The 18,246-nt window shown below is 63.8% G+C and carries 10 protein-coding genes and 3 rRNA genes; 6 read left to right on the top strand and 7 right to left on the bottom strand.

Annotated elements, in window-relative coordinates; genetic code table 11:
• Positions 1-161 precede the first annotated feature (161 nt).
• The 3 genes from LDO13_RS04295 to LDO13_RS04285 all read left to right on the top strand — a co-directional run bounded on the left by LDO13_RS04295 (position 162) and on the right by LDO13_RS04285 (position 6,623).
• A complete protein-coding gene (locus LDO13_RS04295) occupies positions 162-2,336 on the top strand; it encodes an EAL domain-containing protein (RefSeq protein ID WP_224048826.1) in 2,175 nt (724 codons plus the stop codon).
• Between the two features lie 151 nt (positions 2,337-2,487).
• Positions 2,488-4,590, top strand: a complete 2,103-nt coding sequence (locus LDO13_RS04290; RefSeq protein ID WP_224048825.1) for an EAL domain-containing protein — start codon at positions 2,488-2,490, stop codon at positions 4,588-4,590.
• Positions 4,591-4,781: 191 nt separating this feature from the next.
• Positions 4,782-6,623 (top strand): bifunctional diguanylate cyclase/phosphodiesterase, encoded by a 1,842-nt coding sequence (locus tag LDO13_RS04285; RefSeq protein ID WP_224048824.1) that lies wholly within the window; start codon positions 4,782-4,784, stop codon positions 6,621-6,623.
• A gap of 99 nt (positions 6,624-6,722) precedes the next feature.
• Here LDO13_RS04285 and LDO13_RS04280 read toward each other — a convergent pair whose 3' ends face one another.
• The 5 genes from LDO13_RS04280 to LDO13_RS04260 form a co-directional block, all read right to left on the bottom strand.
• Entirely contained in the window at positions 6,723-7,571 is an 849-nt protein-coding gene (locus LDO13_RS04280) for an SDR family NAD(P)-dependent oxidoreductase (protein WP_224048823.1), read from the bottom strand.
• Positions 7,572-7,736: 165 nt separating this feature from the next.
• A 5S ribosomal RNA gene (gene rrf / locus LDO13_RS04275) occupies positions 7,737-7,853 on the bottom strand.
• 230 nt (positions 7,854-8,083) lie between these two features.
• Positions 8,084-11,220, bottom strand: a 23S ribosomal RNA gene (locus tag LDO13_RS04270).
• Positions 11,221-11,699: 479 nt separating this feature from the next.
• Positions 11,700-13,223, bottom strand: a 16S ribosomal RNA gene (locus tag LDO13_RS04265).
• Together the 16S, 23S and 5S rRNA genes form the textbook arrangement of a ribosomal RNA operon.
• 642 nt (positions 13,224-13,865) lie before the next feature.
• Positions 13,866-14,510 carry a hypothetical protein gene (locus LDO13_RS04260; protein ID WP_224048822.1) on the bottom strand — a complete coding sequence of 215 codons (645 nt, stop codon included), beginning with the start codon at positions 14,508-14,510 and terminating at the stop codon, positions 13,866-13,868.
• A 138-nt stretch (positions 14,511-14,648) separates the two neighbouring features.
• On the opposite strand from LDO13_RS04260, the gene LDO13_RS04255 reads away from it, so the two are divergent.
• Complete coding sequence (locus LDO13_RS04255) at positions 14,649-14,831, top strand: PspC domain-containing protein (RefSeq protein WP_224048821.1); 183 nt, start codon at positions 14,649-14,651, stop codon at positions 14,829-14,831.
• A 126-nt stretch (positions 14,832-14,957) separates the two neighbouring features.
• Here the strand turns inward: LDO13_RS04255 and LDO13_RS04250 are convergent, their stop codons facing one another.
• Entirely contained in the window at positions 14,958-15,152 is a 195-nt protein-coding gene (locus LDO13_RS04250; protein ID WP_224048820.1) for a hypothetical protein, read from the bottom strand.
• A 130-nt stretch (positions 15,153-15,282) separates the two neighbouring features.
• On the opposite strand from LDO13_RS04250, the gene LDO13_RS04245 reads away from it, so the two are divergent.
• Entirely contained in the window at positions 15,283-17,091 is a 1,809-nt protein-coding gene (locus LDO13_RS04245; RefSeq protein WP_224048819.1) for an SARP family transcriptional regulator, read from the top strand.
• Between the two features lie 198 nt (positions 17,092-17,289).
• Here LDO13_RS04245 and LDO13_RS04240 read toward each other — a convergent pair whose 3' ends face one another.
• Entirely contained in the window at positions 17,290-17,493 is a 204-nt protein-coding gene (locus tag LDO13_RS04240; RefSeq protein ID WP_024365339.1) for a cold-shock protein, read from the bottom strand.
• A gap of 328 nt (positions 17,494-17,821) precedes the next feature.
• Between LDO13_RS04240 and LDO13_RS04235 the strand changes: the two genes are divergently transcribed.
• Positions 17,822-18,205, top strand: coding sequence for a TfoX/Sxy family protein (locus tag LDO13_RS04235; protein ID WP_224048818.1), 384 nt, complete (start codon positions 17,822-17,824; stop codon positions 18,203-18,205).
• The last annotated feature ends 41 nt before the right edge of the window (positions 18,206-18,246 follow it).

Genomic DNA, 18,246 nt, shown 5'->3' with positions numbered 1-18,246 from the left:
GCACCCCGCCGCTGAAGCCCACCCGCGCCAGCACGCCCGCCAAAACGCCGCCGCGCCACCCCCGCTTGGACGCCTCCGGAACACTCGACCCCTATGATTTCCTGAGGGGAGGGCTTTTCAATGAATTACCGGTGGTCTCACATTCGCACGGCGGTGGCCGCGTGACGGCTTCCTCGTACCCTGTACCCGGCGTCGAGGCGGTGCTGGAGTCCAGCCCCGACGCCCTCCTGGTGGTCACCGAGGACGGCACCATCATCCGCGTCAACGCCGCCACGGAACGTATGTTCGGCTACTCCCGCGACGAGCTCCTGGGCCGTGACCACCGGATGCTCCTCGCCGAAGGCTTTCGCAGCGGCCTCCAGCGGATCTTCTTCGCGCTCCGCAAGGACGCCGACGCCGGCCCGGTCACCCCCGCCGCAGCCCCCACGTTCCCCAGCTTCCCGCCGGTCGAGGCCTACGGTGTCCGCCGCGACGGCACCGAGTTCCAGGGCGAAGTGGCCTGCTCGCTGCTGGCCCAGGGCAGCGACGACGTCCCCGCCACCATGGCCGTCGCCGTCCGCGACACGTCCCACCGGCTGGCCGCGGACGCAGGACTCCGCGAAGCCATGTCCCTGCTGAGCGCCACGCTGGAATCCACGGCGGACGGCATCCTCGTCGTCGCAGGCGACGGCCGGATCGCCGGCGTCAACAACCAGTTCATCACCATGTGGGGCATCCCGCGGGAGCTCCTGGCCACCCAGGACGACGAGGCCGTGATGGGCTTCGTCCTGGACCAGCTCGTGGATCCGGCGCAGTTCGTCGAGAAGGTCACCGCGCTCTACGCCGCTCCTACCGCGGAAAGCCACGACGTCCTGGACTTCCGCGACGGCCGGACCTTCGAACGCTACTCCCGCCCCCAGAAGGTCGCGGAAAAAGTGGTGGGGCGCGTGTGGAGTTTCCGGGACGTCACCCCTGCCCGGATCGCCCAGGACCGGATCACCCAGGCCATGGCCGACCTCGCAGAGCAGGCCGCCCAGCTCAAGGCCCTCGCGTTCCAGGACCCGCTGACCGGACTGGCCAACCGCCAGCTCTTCAACGACCGGCTCGCGGCCGCGCTGCCCGGGGCGGACGGTGCCGCCGTCGACGTCCTGCTCCTGGACCTGGACGATTTCAAGGAAGTCAACGACATCCTGGGCCACCACGCCGGCGACCAGATGCTGATCGAGGTGGGCCGGCGGCTGCGCGAGTGCGTCCGCCCGAACGACGTTGTAGCACGCCTGGGCGGTGACGAATTCGTGGTTTTGCTGGTCGGCTCGCCGGACGCCGAGGCGGTGGCGGGGAGGATCGTCGACTCGCTGCGCGTCCCGCTCTGGATCGACGGCACCATGCTGCGCCCCAGCCTGAGCCTGGGCCTGACGTCCCTCAACGACGACGCTGTGGACGCCTCCGAACTGCTGCGCCGCGCCGACGTCGCGATGTACGCGGCGAAAACTGCCGGGAAGAACCGGTACCTGCCGTTCCGGCCGGAGATGATGAAGTCACTCGTGGAGCGCACCGAGCTTGAGGCGGGGCTGCGCGTGGCCGTGGACGCCGGCCAGATCGCTGTGCACTACCAGCCGATCGTCTCGTCGAGGCTCGGCGTCGTCGTTAAAGTGGAGGCACTGGCCCGCTGGGAGCGCGACGGCGAAACCGTCCCGCCGCAGCAGTTCATCCCGACGGCGGAGCGCAGCGGCCTGATAGTCGAGATCGGCACCGAGGTCCTGCTGAAGGGCTGCACCGAGCTGAAGCCCTGGCTCGTGGAAGACCCCTCCCGGTCCCTCGCTGTCAACGTCTCAGGGGTCCAGCTGCAGCACGGTGACTTCGCCGAGCTGGTCCTGGCCGTCACCGAGTCCTGTGGGGTGGATCCGCGGCAGCTGGTGGTGGAGGTCACCGAGAGTGTGTTCTTCGACGACGACTGCCACGTGATCCAGCAGCTCATGGCGCTCCGAAAGGCCGGCGTGAAGGTGGCCCTGGATGACTTCGGCACCGGCTACTCCTCGCTGGGCCGGCTCCAGGACCTGCCCGTGGACACGCTGAAAATCGATCGGTCCTTCATCTCCATGATCCACACCGGCGAGGAGAACCTGCCGATCCTCAGCTGCATGATCAGCATGGCCCACGGCCTGGGACTGACCGTCACGGCGGAGGGCGTGGAAACGGCAGCGCAGGCCCAATACCTGATGAACCTGGACTGCGACTCGCTGCAGGGATTTCTGTTTTCCGGCCCGGAAGCCGTGCCGGCCCTGGCGTCCGCGATCGCCCGGTCCGCCGGGGCATTCGCCGCCCTCCGGGGAGATCGGGTCGCCGGACTCCGCTGACCCGAAAGAGTGGCCCGCAAAAGTCCGGTGCCGTGGTGCTGGACATGAGCGCAACGGACCCTATGATTCAGGAAACGCTTAGTCCGCGGCGCCGCCGTCGGACTTTTAGTCACGTACGTCAACATCCGTCGCTTTGGGGGCCGGTATCGCCGTGGGAACTGGGATTGAAGAGAGCCTGCTCGAGCAGGGCCCCGATGCTTATCTGCTGCTAACCGCGGACGGAACCATCGCGTTCGTGAACGCGGCCGCGGAGCGCCTCTTCGGCTATCCGCGCGAACAGCTGCTCGGCGTCGGGCACAACATCCTGCTCTCCGAGGACGAGCGCGGCGGGTTCCTGCGGGTCTTCGGCCGGCTGGGCCGGGGCAGCGACGCCGGCCGGCGCCCGTTCGCGGCGGCAGGCCGGCGTCGTGATGGCAGCGAACTGCCGCTGGAGATCACCTGCTCGCTGGTAACCGTCGACGCCGGAACGGCCATGGCGGTTGCCGTCCGTGACGGCAGCCACCGGGAGGACACCGACTCGGGCCGCCGTCTGGCGGTCTCGCTGCTCGATGCGACGCTGGAAACCACCGCCGACGGGATCGTGGTGGTCTCCAATGAAGGGCTGATTACCGGGGTCAATGACCAGTACCTGAAGTTGTGGGGCATGCCGCCGGAGCTGATCGCGGCAGAGGACCCGACGGCGCTGGTCACCTTCATCGCCCAGCAGCTCCTCGATCCGGACGACTTCCTGCAGAAGGTCACGGAGCTGCACGCCGACAGGGGCAAACAAAGCCACGATGTGCTGGAGTTCATCGATGGCCGCACCGTGGAGCTGTACTCCCGGCCGCAGAAGGTCGCCGACGAGATCGTGGGGCGGATCTGGAACTTCCGCGACATCACCACGCGGCAGCGCGCCCAGGACCAGGCCCGCCGCGCCATGGATGAACTCGCCGAGCAGACCGACAAGCTGAAGGAACTTGCCTTCCAGGACCCCTTGACGGGGCTGGCCAACCGGATGCTCTTCAACGAACGCGCCGCCGCCGCGCTGCTGACCCCCGGGCCCGTGCACGTGCTGCTGCTGGACCTGGATGACTTCAAGGAGGTCAACGATGTCCTGGGCCACCATGCCGGGGACGAGATGCTGGTGGAGGTCTCGCGGCGGCTGCAGAAATGCGTGGGGCCGCACGGCACCGTGGCGCGGCTCGGCGGGGACGAATTCGTGGTGCTGCTGGTGGACTGCAATGACTCCGACACGGTGGCCCAGCGGATCGTTGCCACGCTGAACGCGCCGGTATCCATCGAGGGAACCCTTATGCGGCCGGGCCTGAGCCTGGGCGTGGCCTCGCGGGGTCCCGGGACCATGACGTCCTCCGAGCTGCTGCGGCAGGCGGACCTGGCGATGTATGCGGCCAAGGAAGCGGGCAAGAACTGCTACGTGCACTTCCGGCCGGAGATGCTCGCCGCGCTGCTGGAGCGCACCCAGCTGACCGCCGGGCTGCGGCGTGCCGTGGAACTGGGGCAGATCAATGTGCACTACCAGCCGGTGGTGTCCTCCGAGCAGCTGGAAGTAGTGCAGTTCGAGGCACTGGCCCGCTGGCAGTGGGAGGGGCGGCTGATGCCCCCGGACCAGTTCATACAGACCGCGGAACGCAGCGGCCTGATCCGGGACATCGGGGCGGAAGTGCTGCGGCGCAGCTGCACCGAGCTGCAGCCCTGGCTCGCGGAGGACCCGCGCCGGACCTTGGCCGTGAACGTCTCCGGCGTGCAGCTGCAGCATCCGGACTTCGCCGAACGGGTCCTGGACATCGCGGCGTGGAGCGGCGTGGACCCGCACCAGCTGGTCCTGGAGGTCACGGAGAGCGTCTTCTTCGACGCCCAGTGCCACGTCATCACCCAGTTGGTGACCCTGCGCGGGGCCGGAGTCCGGGTGGCCCTGGACGACTTCGGCACCGGCTACTCCTCGCTGGGCCGGCTGCAGGAGCTCCCTGTGGACATCGTGAAGATCGACAAGTCGTTCGTCTCCATGCTGCGCACCGGGACGGAAAAGCTGCCCATCCTGACGTCGATGATCCACATGGCTCTCAGCCTCGGGCTGAAGGTCACCGCCGAGGGCATCGAAACCCCGGAGCAGGCCCGCTACCTGATGGATCACGGCTGCGACGCCCTGCAGGGCTTCCTGTTTTCCCGACCCGAGCCCGAAGCCCGGCGCGAGCTCGGCATCCGCAACTCCCTCGCCGCCATCGCGGCACTGGAAAGCGTCCCGCTACCCGCGTAGCGGCGGCGCTGTCCGGCGGGGCGGCTGCAGCGGGGGCCGGAAGACGCGGGTGCGACACAATCCCGGCGTCCGCATGACGCGTATCACGTGCAGCGCCCGCACCACATATGATTCAGTGAGCGCAGCCCGCCTTGTTCTCCGCAAGGACGGCTGCCACTTCGCATCCGGCGCTTGGGGGGCAAGCAAAACACATGGAATCTGGACTCGCACAACTACTGCTGGAGCACAGCCCGGACCCGCTGCTGCTGCTGGATCCGGACGGGTCCATCTCGTTCCTGAACGCAGCCGCTGAGGAGCTCTTCGGTTACTCCCGGTCGCAGCTGCTGGGCGCCGATTCGTCCCTGCTCCTGGCCGAGGACTCCCGCGAACCATTCCATGGAGTCCTAGCCGGTCTGGGCGCCTCGGCACCGCGCTCCGGCCAGCCCTTCGCCGGCTCCGGACGCCGCGCCGACGGCACCGAACTCCCCGTCGAGATCACCTGCTCGCTGCTGCCGTCCAACGCCGGTTCGGGCGCGGCCGCCCGGTCCGTCGCGCTTGCCGTCCGCGGGGCGGGCCACCGTCGCGCTGCGTCGTCCGGCACCGGCCAATTCGGCACCGGCCAGTCCGACGCCGGAGCTTTCGCCGGCACTGCCGCGCGCACGGGTGCCGCGGCGGACGCCGCAACGCACCGCCGTCGTACTGCTGCTGCTGCGTCTACGGCCGTTCCCGCAGCCTTCGCCGGACACGACGACCAGGTGCGGGCCGGGGTGCTGCGGGACCCCCTGACTTCGCTGCCCAACGGCACGCTCTTCAACGAGCGGCTGGCCGCGGCGCTGCGGCGGCCGGACCCGGTGGACGTGCTGCTGCTGAACGTGGATGACTTCAAGAACCTCAACGACATGCTGGGCCGCTCCTCCGCGGACGAACTTCTAGTGGAGGTCGCCAGCCGGCTCCGCAACTGCGTCCGGCCGCACGACACTGTGGCCCGGCTGGGCGGCGACGAATTTGTTGTGCTCCTGACGGAATGCCTCAACGCGGACGCGGTGGCCAAGCGGATCGCCGAGTCGCTGTACGAGCCGCTGCGGGTGGGCGGCTCCCTGGTCCGGCCGGGCGTGAGCATGGGCCTGGCCTCCCGGACCTCCGGGACGCTCGACGGCGCGGAGCTAATGCGGCAGGCCGATGCAGCCATGACAGCGGCGAAAACCGGGGGCAAGAACGCCTGGCTACGGTTCCGGCCGGAGATGCTGAACACGGTCACCGCCAAGGCGGACGGCCAGGCCGGGCTGCGGCAGGCCGTGGAGCTGGGACAGATCTCGGTGCACTACCAGCCGGTGGTGTCCCCCGGGCTTGGCGCGGTGGTGCAGTTCGAGGCGTTTGCGCGCTGGGAGCGGCATGGCCGGCTGGTCCCGCCCAACCAGTTCCTGCCCGTGGCCGAGCAGAGCGGCCTGATCCGCGAGATCGGCGACGAGGTCATGCGCCGGGCATGCGCGGAGATCCGGCCCTGGCTGGCCGGCGACGACGCGTACAGCGTCGCGGTGAACGTCTCAGGCCTGCAGTTCCAGAACCGCGACTTCGCCACGGACGTGCTGTCGATTGTTGCCTCCACCGGGGTGGATCCGCGCCAGCTTATGCTCGAACTGACCGAGAGTGTGTTCTTCGAGTCGGACTCGGACGTGCTGCGCCAGCTGCGCCAGCTGCGGGAGGCCGGCGTGCGGATCGCGATGGACGACTTCGGCACCGGGTACGCCGCACTGGGCCGGCTCAAGGAATTGCCGCTGGATAAGGTCAAGATCGACCGCTCCTTCGTGGCGATGATCAAGACCGGCCAGGAACAGCTGCCGTTCTTCGGGACCATGATCAACGCCGCGCACGCCCTGGGCCTGAAGGTGACGGCCGAGGGCATCGAGACGCCAGCCCAGGCCCGGTACCTGATGGACCGCGGCTGCGACTCCCTGCAGGGCTACCTGTTCGCCAAGCCGGCCCCGGCCAGCGACCTGGCCGGGACGATGGAGAGCGCACTGACGGCGATCGACAAGGTCGACGCCGGGCGGTAAGTCTGGCAACGCTCCAACACGTCCGGCGGCAAGTCCGTCGGCGCTCCCGCAGGTCCGGCGGGAGTAGCGGCGACGCTCGAACGTAAGGTCCGGACGTCGTTAAGCCGGGGAGTCGAGCTTGTCGACGTCCCTCGTGACCATGGCCGCGCTGCGCTCCCACAGCTCCCGTGCCAGCTCGGCGTCGTATGCCTGCTTGTTGGCCTTCGCCAGCGCCCGCTTGGCGTAGTAGGCGCCGGAGATCCAGTCCTGCCCGGGCGTGGCCGTGGCGAGCCACACCAGCGTGTCCGCGCCCTGTTCGGGACTCAGCATGAACCGGCTGAGGAAGCTCCGGTACAGGAACCTGAACGGGCTGGTGGTGTCCGCGGCAAAGTTCGTGGCCACCACGCCGGGGTGGAAGGCCGCCGTGGTGATGCCGGCCGCCTGGTAGCGGTGGTTCAGCTCGGCAGTGAAGAGGATGTTCTCGAGTTTGGCATTGCCGTAGGCGAGGTTCGCGGAATACTTGTTGGCCGTCTCGAGGTCGTTGAGGTCCAGCTTGCCGTAGAGCGAGTTCGCTGCGCTGGAGGTGTTGATGACGGTGGCCCGGCTGGCCGTGAGCACGTCCATCAGCTCGGTGGTGAGCAGGAACGGGGCCAGGTGGTTGATCTGGAAGGTCTTTTCGTGGCCGTCCACGGTGAGCTCGCGCTGGCCCATGATGCCGCCGGCGTTGTTGGCCAGGACGTCGATCCGCGGGTACTTTTCCTTCAGCTGAGCGGCGAGTTGGCGCACCTGTGCCAGTTCCGCGAAGTCGCTGACGAAGTAGTCCGCACCGATCTCCTTGGCGATCCGCTCCGTCTTCTCCGCGGAGCGCCCGACGACGACCACCCGCTCCCCCTGTTTGCTCAGGGTCCGCGCGGCGGACGCACCGATGCCGTCGCTGGCGCCGGTGATGACAATGGTCCGTGCAGTCATGAAAAAGTCCTTTGAGCGGATGCGGTAATCGGGCTGTCGGAATCGAGCCTACCGAACTCCAACGACGCCGGGATGACCAATGTTCCCTATGTGGATTTTGGTTTTGTGGGTTAAATGCGGGAGAGCCCCAACCTGGTGGTTGGGGCTCTCGACCGTGTAATGATGTTCCGGCGGTGACCTACTCTCCCACACCCTCCCGGGTGCAGTACCATCGGCGCTGTGGGTCTTAGCTTCCGGGTTCGGAATGGGACCGGGCGTTTCCCCCACGCTATGACCGCCGTAACCCTTGCTCCCGTACCCCTGGGGGTGGGAAATCTGTGGTTACAACATGCTTCCTGCACTTTTGGGGTGCAGTTGTGGTGTTGTTATTTTGTTGTCGGTTCCTGCAACGCTGCCGTCTGGTGACGGGTTTGTTGGTTGGGAACCACATAGTGGACGCAAGCAGTCTTGTTTCTTTTTACCACCCTTGGCGGGTAAACCTCTTTTGAAGGTTTGGTTTACCCAGGTGGTGTGTGGTGTAAGTTATCGGCCTATTAGTACCGGTCAGCTTCACGAGTCTTTAGTCCTCGCTTCCACATCCGGCCTATCAACCCAGTGGTCTGGCTGGGGGCCTCTCACACACAAGGTGTATGGAAATCTCATCTCGAAGCGAGCTTCCCGCTTAGATGCTTTCAGCGGTTATCCCATCCGAACGTAGCTAATCAGCGGTGCACTTGGCAGTACAACTGACACACCAGAGGTTCGTCCGTCCCGGTCCTCTCGTACTAAGGACAGCCCTTCTCAAATTTCCTGCGCGCGCAGCGGATAGGGACCGAACTGTCTCACGACGTTCTAAACCCAGCTCGCGTACCGCTTTAATGGGCGAACAGCCCAACCCTTGGGACCTACTCCAGCCCCAGGATGCGACGAGCCGACATCGAGGTGCCAAACCATGCCGTCGATATGGACTCTTGGGCAAGATCAGCCTGTTATCCCCGAGGTACCTTTTATCCGTTGAGCGACGGCCATTCCACAATGTACCGCCGGATCACTAGTCCCGACTTTCGTCCCTGCTCGAGATGTCTCTCTCACAGTCAAGCTCCCTTGTGCACTTACACTCGACACCTGATTGCCAACCAGGCTGAGGGAACCTTTGGGCGCCTCCGTTACTTTTTAGGAGGCAACCGCCCCAGTTAAACTACCCATCAGGCACTGTCCCTGACCCGGATTACGGGCCGAAGTTAGATGTCCAAAGTGACCAGAGTGGTATTTCAACGATGACTCCACCCGAACTGGCGTCCGGGCTTCAACGTCTCCCACCTATCCTACACAAGCCACTCCGAACACCAATACCAAACTATAGTAAAGGTCTCGGGGTCTTTCCGTCCTGCTGCGCGTAACGAGCATCTTTACTCGTACTGCAATTTCGCCGAGTTTATGGTTGAGACAGCGGGGAAGTCGTTACTCCATTCGTGCAGGTCGGAACTTACCCGACAAGGAATTTCGCTACCTTAGGATGGTTATAGTTACCACCGCCGTTTACTGGGGCTTAAATTCTCAGCTTCGCCTTGCGGCTAACCGGTCCTCTTAACCTTCCAGCACCGGGCAGGAGTCAGTCCGTATACATCGTCTTGCGACTTCGCACGGACCTGTGTTTTTAGTAAACAGTCGCTTCCCCCTGGTCTCTGCGGCCCCTGCACGCTCCGGACAGCAAGTGTCCATCACGATGGGGGCCCCCCTTCTCCCGAAGTTACGGGGGCATTTTGCCGAGTTCCTTAACCATAATTCTCTCGATCGCCTTAGTATTCTCTACCTGATCACCTGTGTCGGTTTGGGGTACGGGCGGCTAAAACCTCGCGTCGATGCTTTTCTCGGCAGCATAGGATCACCGAATCCCCCCCTACGGGGGTCCCATCGGGTCTCAGGCATCATGAACGGCGGATTTGCCTACCGTTCGCCCTACATCCTTAGACCGGGACAACCATCGCCCGGCTCGGCTACCTTCCTGCGTCACACCTGTTAATACGCTTGCCTCCCAGGATCAGGTCCCGCGCTCCACCAAAACCCTTCACCCACAAGGGGTGTCGGGCAGGTTTCGGGCGGTTAGTATCCCCTGTTCAGCATGGGCGGTTTTTCGCCGGTACGGGAATATCAACCCGTTGTCCATCGACTACGCCTGTCGGCCTCGCCTTAGGTCCCGACTTACCCAGGGCAGATTAGCTTGACCCTGGAACCCTTGATCATTCGGCGGACGGGTTTCTCACCCGTCTTTCGCTACTCATGCCTGCATTCTCACTCGTGTAGGCTCCACCGCTGGTTTACACCGCGACTTCACTGCCCACACGACGCTCCCCTACCACTCCAGACGCCTGAACCAACCCCGCAAGGGGGCGGCTTAGCTAATATCTGAAATCCACAACTTCGGCGGTGTACTTGAGCCCCGCTACATTGTCGGCGCGGAATCACTTGACCAGTGAGCTATTACGCACTCTTTTAAGGATGGCTGCTTCTAAGCCAACCTCCTGGTTGTCTTCGCAACTCCACATCCTTTCCCACTTAGCACACGCTTAGGGGCCTTAGTTGGTGGTCTGGGCTGTTTCCCTCTCGACTATGAAGCTTATCCCCCACAGTCTCACTGCTGCGCTCTCACTTACCGGCATTCGGAGTTTGGCTGACGTCAGTAACCTTGTAGGGCCCATTAGCCATCCAGTAGCTCTACCTCCGGTAAGAAACACGCAACGCTGCACCTAAATGCATTTCGGGGAGAACCAGCTATCACGAAGTTTGATTGGCCTTTCACCCCTACCCACAGCTCATCCCCTCCATTTTCAACTGAAGTGGGTTCGGTCCTCCACGACGTCTTACCGTCGCTTCAACCTGGCCATGGGTAGATCACTTCGCTTCGGGTCTAGATCACGCCACTGCAACGCCCTATTCAGACTCGCTTTCGCTACGGCTTCCCCACACGGGTTAACCTCGCGACGTAACACTAACTCGCAGGCTCATTCTTCAAAAGGCACGCCGTCACAACTACAAGGTTGCTCCGACGGATTGTAAGCACACGGTTTCAGGTACTGTTTCACTCCCCTCCCGGGGTACTTTTCACCTTTCCCTCACGGTACTGGTCCGCTATCGGTCATTAGGGAGTATTTAGGCTTATCAGGTGGTCCTGACAGATTCGCACGGGATTTCTCGGGCCCCGTGCTACTTGGGATACTTCACCGGGCGGTACACAACATTTCGGTTACGGGGCTCACACCCTCTCTGGCCGGCCTTTCAAGACCGTTCACCTATGCCTGTACTACTCACCCCACTGCCCCGGCAGAGACAGAATGGGAAGTCCCACAACCCCGACCATGCAACGCCCACCGGCTATCACACATGGAACGGTTTAGCCTGATCCGCGTTCGCTCGCCACTACTGACGGAATCACTATTGTTTTCTCTTCCTGCGGGTACTGAGATGTTTCACTTCCCCGCGTTCCCTCCACGCACCCTATGTGTTCAGATGCGGGTCACCAGGTAACTCGCGCCCCTGGCGGGGTTTCCCCATTCGGACACCCTGGGATCACAGTCCGGTTATCGACTCCCCCAGGCTTATCGCAGATTCCTACGTCCTTCTTCGGCTCCTAATGCCAAGGCATCCACCGTGTGCTCTTAAAAACTTGACCACAAAAGATCAAAAACGCTAATTTTCGAGAGAACCACGAAAACCAACCCACACACCCCAAAGGGCGCCCGGGCCAGATCCAGGTTCATATTCTTGGAAATTGCTTCTTATAAAAGATGCTCGCGTCCACTATGTAGTTCTCAAACAACAACCCCGTACCACACACCCCACACACTCACGTGCGCGCTCGGTGCAGCCAGGAAACCAGAAACACAAGTCCCGGGGTTACCCCCGGTCCTGTTGTCTCAGGACCCAACAGTGTGCCAAACACTAAACCGCCGTTCCCCCCGCCGCACCGTTCCAGGACCACTCTCAAGAGAGCATCCGTACTGGGTGCCGCGAAAAACGCAGCGGCCGCTATTTGCTGATATTCCACCCGTGAGCACCCGCCGCAGAACTAGCGTCTGCGCAACGGGCGTACTCCTGACAACCCCTCCACACCCAAATGCATGAGGCAAGGTGGTTGTAGGTGCTCCTTAGAAAGGAGGTGATCCAGCCGCACCTTCCGGTACGGCTACCTTGTTACGACTTAGTCCCAATCGCCAGTCCCACCTTCGACAGCTCCCTCCCACAAGGGGTTAGGCCACCGGCTTCGGGTGTTACCAACTTTCGTGACTTGACGGGCGGTGTGTACAAGGCCCGGGAACGTATTCACCGCAGCGTTGCTGATCTGCGATTACTAGCGACTCCGACTTCATGGGGTCGAGTTGCAGACCCCAATCCGAACTGAGACCGGCTTTTTGGGATTAGCTCCACCTCACAGTATCGCAACCCTTTGTACCGGCCATTGTAGCATGCGTGAAGCCCAAGACATAAGGGGCATGATGATTTGACGTCGTCCCCACCTTCCTCCGAGTTGACCCCGGCAGTCTCCTATGAGTCCCCGCCATAACGCGCTGGCAACATAGAACGAGGGTTGCGCTCGTTGCGGGACTTAACCCAACATCTCACGACACGAGCTGACGACAACCATGCACCACCTGTAAACCGACCGCAAGCGGGGCACCTGTTTCCAGGTGTTTCCGGTTCATGTCAAGCCTTGGTAAGGTTCTTCGCGTTGCATCGAATTAATCCGCATGCTCCGCCGCTTGTGCGGGCCCCCGTCAATTCCTTTGAGTTTTAGCCTTGCGGCCGTACTCCCCAGGCGGGGCACTTAATGCGTTAGCTACGGCGCGGAAAACGTGGAATGTCCCCCACACCTAGTGCCCAACGTTTACGGCATGGACTACCAGGGTATCTAATCCTGTTCGCTCCCCATGCTTTCGCTCCTCAGCGTCAGTTAATGCCCAGAGACCTGCCTTCGCCATCGGTGTTCCTCCTGATATCTGCGCATTTCACCGCTACACCAGGAATTCCAGTCTCCCCTACATCACTCTAGTCTGCCCGTACCCACCGCAGATCCGGAGTTGAGCCCCGGACTTTCACGGCAGACGCGACAAACCGCCTACGAGCTCTTTACGCCCAATAATTCCGGATAACGCTTGCGCCCTACGTATTACCGCGGCTGCTGGCACGTAGTTAGCCGGCGCTTCTTCTGCAGGTACCGTCACTTTCGCTTCTTCCCTACTGAAAGAGGTTTACAACCCGAAGGCCGTCATCCCTCACGCGGCGTCGCTGCATCAGGCTTTCGCCCATTGTGCAATATTCCCCACTGCTGCCTCCCGTAGGAGTCTGGGCCGTGTCTCAGTCCCAGTGTGGCCGGTCACCCTCTCAGGCCGGCTACCCGTCGTCGCCTTGGTGAGCCATTACCTCACCAACAAGCTGATAGGCCGCGAGTCCATCCAAAACCACAATAAAGCTTTCCACCCCCCACCATGCGATGAGGAGTCATATCCGGTATTAGACCCAGTTTCCCAGGCTTATCCCAGAGTTAAGGGCAGGTTACTCACGTGTTACTCACCCGTTCGCCACTAATCCCCCAGCAAGCTGGGATCATCGTTCGACTTGCATGTGTTAAGCACGCCGCCAGCGTTCATCCTGAGCCAGGATCAAACTCTCCGTTGAAGTAAAACAGACACACCATGCGCCCCCGGGAAAACGGGATGCACACAATGCACAAAATTTGAAACCAGCTGTAAAAACCAGACCATCCACGGGGTGGACAACCCGGTCAATTCAACCAATTCAATACAATAAATTGGTATCAACAAACTTGGCACACTATTGAGTTCTCAAACAACAGACACACCCGGCACCACCACAACCTCAGCCGTGGATCGCTCCGGAGCAACTTATCTAACTTACCCGAACCCGGGAACCTAAGCAAATCAACGTTTCCGCGACTCACAACTCCACAAGCAGGATCCCCACCCAATAATCAGCGCGTAAAAACCGCACCATATTCCAGGCCGTTCAGAAGGGGGTCGGTCGCTATCTTTCCGCATCAGCGGCGGCGACTCGAACAACAATACACGCGACACCGACCCCACACAAATCCACCCCCACACCCCACCCCACACCCCCAAAAACCCCGCCACCACACCGAAACCAGCAACCAACCACGCCTCCCCCCGGCCAAAACAAGGACACCGGGCTTCTATGTACTGGCTCACACCTACCGGCCAGTCCCCCGCCGTCGTGGATGCTGGCCGCAACACCCTCTCCCCCGGAACCGGCGGGCCCGGAAAAGACGAGCTGCTGAGCGGGCTACGTCGCGCGGCGGGCTACCGATTTCTCTTTGCTGTTCGCCCAGGCGAGCATTGCCTCGTACGCCGGAATAGCCGGCGAAACTACACTTTGCGCCCCAATGGTTACCGTGCCGGTGGCAGTGCCCGCCCGGCTCTTGGTTTCAGCCGACGAAACAAAGCGGATGCCGTCGGAAACGAATTTGGTCTTTGCAAACGTCTTGGTCGCCCGATCCGTCGCCCGGAAGGACACGTCAGCGGTCATCGGCGAAACTACCGGGTTGGCGGGGTCGGCATAGTTCGTGAATTCCAGGGACATCGTCAGTTGCCCTTTGGCCAGCCCGTTCGGAACGATCAGGTTCAGGGCATCCGTCTCCCCATCCCCGTTGATCAGTGTTGTTTGTGTGCAGGTGTTAACCTGCGTGACCGCCACAAAGCCTATTTTTTCGGGCGTAGTTGTTCCGCGGACCGTTATGACGCCGCCGAACACGCTGACCCTCGTCTGGATGCACCCATCCGTGTGGTCGAATTCCGCGGTCAGTACCTCGCCTCGCACCACGGTTTTCGCAATGACGCGCCGCTCCGCCGCGGTGCTCGGTCCCGCGCTGGCGATTTGAAGGGCGAGTGTTCCGGCCAGCGCCAGTACTCCGAATGCTGTCTTTTTCATGGCGCCTCTCTTTCCCAGAACCGCGAGTCCTCACGGCCTTCGGATCCTACGGGCCTGAGGTTGGGAAAATCTTGGAATGGCGCCCCGGACTGGGCACCGGCTGTTCTCCTGACGGGCCCGCACTGCTACCTTGGCTGGATGGAACGATCACTGGTGAGGCCAAGGAACCGCAAGATCCTCGCTGGCGTGTGCGCTGCCCTCGCCGACCGCTTCGGCATCTCCGTGAAACTCGTCCGCCTCGGCTTCGTCCTGTTCGGCTTCTTCGGCGTCGGCGAGCTCGTCTACATCGCGCTGTGGATCCTCATCCCCAAAGCCAATTAGCGGCGGGGTCAATGACGGCGCCCGGCTGAGTGCCTGCGCACACCGCGGGGCGGCGGGCCACCGGCCCGCCGCCCCGGACTTTTCACCGCACTGGCGATCTGGCTGTGCGAGGCCAGCGGCTGCGCCCTACTGCACCCGCGACCCCGGCAGGTACCAGGCCAGGGATGACGTGAAGGGTTCGCTGGGCAGGTTCCCGGCGCTCCACGACTCGGTGGACCGCACTACTGGGTGGTGGCCGTGACCGTCCTTGAGCACGGCACGGACCGTGGCTGTGCCGGCAACAACCACCAGTGCGAACAGCAGGACTACGAACAATTCCATTTTTGGTTCCTCAGAGGGAGAGCGGATTGGATGGCTCCAGTGTCGGCAGCCGCCGTGTGAGCAACCGTGTGACTCCCAGCAGCTGAATTCCCCGGGACGCTAAAGAGCCCCGCGGCGTAAAATGACTCCTATGGCCGAGACGTGGATTCGCCTCCTCGGTCCGCCAAAGATCGAGTCCCCGGGCACCACTCCCCCACAGCCCAAAGGCCGCAAAGCCTGGGCCGTGCTGGCCTACCTTGCCCTGCAGCCGAACGGCATCAGCCGGTCCCGGACCGCGATGCTGCTGTTCCCGGACGCCGCGGATCCGCTGGGTGCGCTGCGCTGGAACCTGTCCGAGCTGCGCCGGACCCTGGCCGGCGTCTCCATCGCCGGCGACCCGCTGCGGCTAACACTCCTGCCGGCCTGGCACTGTGATGCCCTCGAGCTCATCGGCTCGGCCAACGGCCACGGCCTGGACCCGCGGACGGTCAACGGCCAGCTCCTGGAGGGGCTTTCATTTGCGGACAACGCCGTCTTCGATTCCTGGCTGGCGGACCAGCGGTACCGGCTCGACAACTGCGTCCAGTCGCTGCTGTACGAGGGGGCTCTGGCCGCCCTCGCCTCGGGCGCTCCCGCCGACGCCGTCGAACTCGCCTCGCTGGCACTGCGCCGGGATGCCTTCCACATCGACTGCACCGCCGTCCTGGTGAAAGCTCTCGTCGCCCTCGGCGATCACCGCCGGGCGCGGGAGGAGGTGGCCAAGTGCGCGGACCTTTACCACCGGGAGCTGGGCCTGCCCCTGCCGGCGGAAGTCCGGCGCGCCCTGTCCGACTCTGAGCCGGTCGCCGACCCCGAACTGCACGCCACCGTGGCCACCGTCCGGTCCTATCTCGACGCCGGGAGCGCCTCCCTGTCCGCGGGCGCCGTCGACCGGGGGCTCGACCAGCTGCGCCTCGCCGTCGTCCTGGCCCAGCGGACCACTGACCGGCACCTCGTGGCCGAGTCGCTGGTGACGCTGTCCGGGGCGCTGATCCACCAGGCCGGCGGCCGCGGCGCCGAGGTGGCCGATTTCCTGCACCGCGCGCTGTCCGCGGAAGCGCCCGACGGCGTCTCCCGGACTGCCGCCGCGGCGTACCGCGAGCTGGGCTACTTGTCCGTCCAGCGCGGGGTGCCGGACCGCGCGGCCGGCTGGCTGGACCGGGCGATGCAGGCCGCCGAAGGGATCCCGGAGGAGCAGGCCCGGATCCTCGCGATCCAGGGCATGCTGGCCTCGGACACCGCACACTACGGCGATGCCGTGGCTGCCTTCGCGGAGTCAAGGAGGCTCGCTAAGACGGTCCGGAACCGCCGGCAGCTGGCGTTCAGCGAGGCGCTGCTGGGCCGTGTGCATCTTTTGCGGGGAGATTTGGAGCTGGCGGCCGCCGCCCTGGACCGTGCACTGGACGGGGTGGCGGCGGAACACTGGACCGCGTTCGAACCGTTCGTAGCCGGGGTCCGGGGTGAGACCTACCTGGCCGCTGGGCGGCTGGAGGAGGCGGCGGACCTGATCGACCGGTCCTGGGTCATGGCCGAACTCGCCGGCGACCACTGCTATCTTGCCCTGGCCGCGGGTGCCGAGGCGCGGCTGTTCCTGGCCCACGGGGACCTGGCCGCCGCCGAGCACTGGATCGACCGGGGCCTGGAGCCCAAGCCGTGGTATCTCTGGTACACGGCCCGGCTGCTCGATGTCGCGGCCGAAGTCACCATCGCCACTGGCTCGCCGCGGGCATCCCAGTTCACAGAGCGGCTGGCCAGGCTTGCCAGCCGGAGCGGCATGCGGGAGTTCGTGGTCCGGGCGCAGTCGCACCGGGCGGCGCTCGGCGACGAGGCGGCAGCCCAGTCCGTGCCCTGGCTGGCCAAGGAAATCGACAACCCCGCGCTGACCGCGTTCCTGGCCCGCCGGCACAGCGTCACCCTGTGAGCCGACCGGCAGTGAGTTAGGCGGCCCACCCCAACTGACTGGCAGCAGGGGCCGTTTTGAGGGCTCAAAACGGCCTTAACTGCTAGCTACTTGGGAACCAGCACATCCGGGTTAAACAAAAGCAGGGCCCGTCAATGACGGACCCTGCTCGAAACCTGTAAGGTTCCGGACTCAGAAGAGTTAGCTGGAAGCTAAGTCTTAGAGAGCCTGGATGTTTACGGCCTGGGGACCCTTGGGGCCCTGCTCGGTTTCGAAGGAGACCTTCTGGTTCTCTTCGAGGGAGCGGAAGCCGGAAGAGGCGATCGCGGAGTAGTGTGCGAAGACGTCCTGTGAGGAGTCATCGGGGGAAATGAAGCCGAAGCCCTTTTCAGCGTTAAACCATTTGACGGTACCAGTAGCCATTATTTTTTGTCCTTCGTGAAGGTGGAGGAAAAGTCCCGACTTTCGGGTCCTCCGGTGTGGGGTGCTCAAAACCGCTGCTTCAGAAGAACAAGGTCTTTCAACCTTGCGTACTGCCTGAACTACGAACTGCATAAACACAACAACAGGATCAACACTACAGGAGATTTGCGGGACGGCTTACCACGGCCCCGCCTTCGGGCCGTCCGGGGCAGCCCGCCCGGCCCCTGCCCGCCCGCACTGACGGCCCGGCGGGCCGCCTGTGCCGTGCCGGGCCGCGGGCATATCCTGCAGGAACATCAGCCCGACACCCGTGACTCGAGGAAGACTTATGGAAATGCCGAAAGCGTCCGACGCCGACAAGGAACACTTCCGCTCGGTGCTGCCTGACCATCCCGAGGTGGTCGTCAAGCCGATGTTCGGAAACCTGGGGGCCTTCGTGAACGGGAACATGTTCGCCGGCCTGTTCGGCCCCACCATTGGCGTGAAGCTGGCCGAGGCGGACAAGGAGACGCTTGAGAGCACCGAGCGGACCGTTCCGTTCGGGCCGGCCGAGCGCCCCATGGGCGGCTACACCGGGCTGCCGGAAGTCTGGAACGCCGAGGGCGACGGCGATCAGGCGCGCGCCAAGGCCTGGGTCGAGAAAGCATTTGAGCACGTGTCCGGCCTGCCGCCCAAGGAGCCGAAGGCTTCCAAGGCGCGGCCCAAGAGGTAGCCGCCGACGTCGGGCGCCTGAATGCCGCGCCTGGCCTCCTC

This window comes from Arthrobacter sp. NicSoilB4 (assembly GCF_019977335.1).
In the GTDB taxonomy this organism is placed as follows: domain Bacteria; phylum Actinomycetota; class Actinomycetes; order Actinomycetales; family Micrococcaceae; genus Arthrobacter.
This window is presented reverse-complemented; position numbering and strand designations above follow the sequence as displayed.

What these genes read in the sequence shown, in the direction of transcription:
- LDO13_RS04280 (WP_224048823.1), bottom strand. Translation starts at nt 7,571, where the DNA reads ATGACTGCACGGACCATTGTCATCACCGGCGCCAGCGACGGCATCGGT.
- LDO13_RS04255 (WP_224048821.1), top strand. Translation starts at nt 14,649, where the DNA reads ATGGAACGATCACTGGTGAGGCCAAGGAACCGCAAGATCCTCGCTGGC.
- LDO13_RS04250 (WP_224048820.1), bottom strand. Translation starts at nt 15,152, where the DNA reads ATGGAATTGTTCGTAGTCCTGCTGTTCGCACTGGTGGTTGTTGCCGGC.
- LDO13_RS04245 (WP_224048819.1), top strand. Translation starts at nt 15,283, where the DNA reads ATGGCCGAGACGTGGATTCGCCTCCTCGGTCCGCCAAAGATCGAGTCC.
- LDO13_RS04240 (WP_024365339.1), bottom strand. Translation starts at nt 17,493, where the DNA reads ATGGCTACTGGTACCGTCAAATGGTTTAACGCTGAAAAGGGCTTCGGC.
- LDO13_RS04260 (WP_224048822.1), bottom strand. Translation starts at nt 14,510, where the DNA reads ATGAAAAAGACAGCATTCGGAGTACTGGCGCTGGCCGGAACACTCGCC.
- LDO13_RS04235 (WP_224048818.1), top strand. Translation starts at nt 17,822, where the DNA reads ATGGAAATGCCGAAAGCGTCCGACGCCGACAAGGAACACTTCCGCTCG.
- LDO13_RS04285 (WP_224048824.1), top strand. Translation starts at nt 4,782, where the DNA reads ATGGAATCTGGACTCGCACAACTACTGCTGGAGCACAGCCCGGACCCG.